Below are 1077 nucleotides of genomic sequence, written 5' to 3' on the forward strand. Positions count from 1 at the left end.
CCATGGCGCATCATGTCCATCGGCTTGCGCCAGTGGGCGCATGGGTCGTGATCAGAGAGTCTTGGTATTATAGTTCACACTGCTGCTGTATTCGCTCTCGATCGGCTCTCCGTTGTTATTGGTGGCCGGGTCGAACCGAAGGTAGCGCTCGACGCCAGCGCAAGCCGCTTCATCCAGATCGGGCTGACCGGAAGACTGCGTTACCCGGCAATCGGTGGCCCTGCCTTCCGGGGTGACCCGCGCAGAGAACTCAACTTTACCCCCGCGCTGCTCTCGGGCTGCTCGCGTGGGATAGTTGGCCAAAATCCGTGCGGCCCCGCCCTCATGCAGGATCGGGCCATGAGCGGCTTTCGCAAACGGGTCTTTCGGTAAATCACCCCACCGCTGCTGCCTCCGTTGCTGTTCACGCTGATCTGCTGCAAGCGCCCGCTTAACTTCACCCAAGCACCGCTGTATCGAAGCCAAGGCCGCCGACGATCCAGTCAGCTGGAGACCCGCAAAAACCGGGTTGGACAAGGCTTGGGAGCCTGACGACGGAGATGCCGATGCTGCCGGACGCTGTGGCGCCCGCCTTTGGCCTGTTTCCGATGACATTCCGTGCGATTTCACCCGCGCTTCGCGGATTGCAGGCAGAGTTACCCCATGCTTTCCCGGCGTTCGTGGAAGATCAGTCTGTTGAAGTTGTAGGCCAGGTTGCAAAGGGTCAACTTCGCTTCGGCACGGGCCAGGCCGATCGTGCGGATGAACAGGCCGAACCGGTTCTTCTGATGGGCGAAGACATGCTCAACATGGGCCCGGATCGAAGACTTGGCGGCATTGGCCCGCGCAGTTGCCTTCGCGATGGGCTTACCCTTGGGTTTGCGCCGATGAATGCGGGACGTGAGCATCCGATCCGACAGCCACTTCTCGTTGCGCCTGGATCGATAGGCACTGTCTGCCCAGACCTCGGAACCGGTATTATCCGTGCTGACGACCTGCCGGAGAAGACGCCCGTCCGCCGCTGACGCCGAAGTCACCGCCATGCCTCGGATGAAGCCGAAGCGTCGGTCGATGCTGATGTGGGATTTGTAGCCGAAA

General features: G+C 61.1%; 2 protein-coding genes. Both read right to left on the reverse strand.

The features are described 5' to 3' along the window. Positions 1 to 51: 51 nt before the first annotated feature. Positions 52 to 516, reverse strand: a complete 465-nt coding sequence (locus IEX64_RS24275; protein ID WP_188824044.1) for an energy transducer TonB — start codon at positions 514 to 516, stop codon at positions 52 to 54. A 119-nt stretch (positions 517 to 635) separates the two neighbouring features. After that, positions 636 to 1077, reverse strand: a 442-nt coding sequence (locus IEX64_RS24280) for a transposase (protein ID WP_188824047.1), incomplete at its 5' end; no start/stop codon positions are given.

It is taken from the genome of Novosphingobium indicum, assembly GCF_014645195.1.
Classification (GTDB): domain Bacteria; phylum Pseudomonadota; class Alphaproteobacteria; order Sphingomonadales; family Sphingomonadaceae; genus Novosphingobium; species Novosphingobium indicum.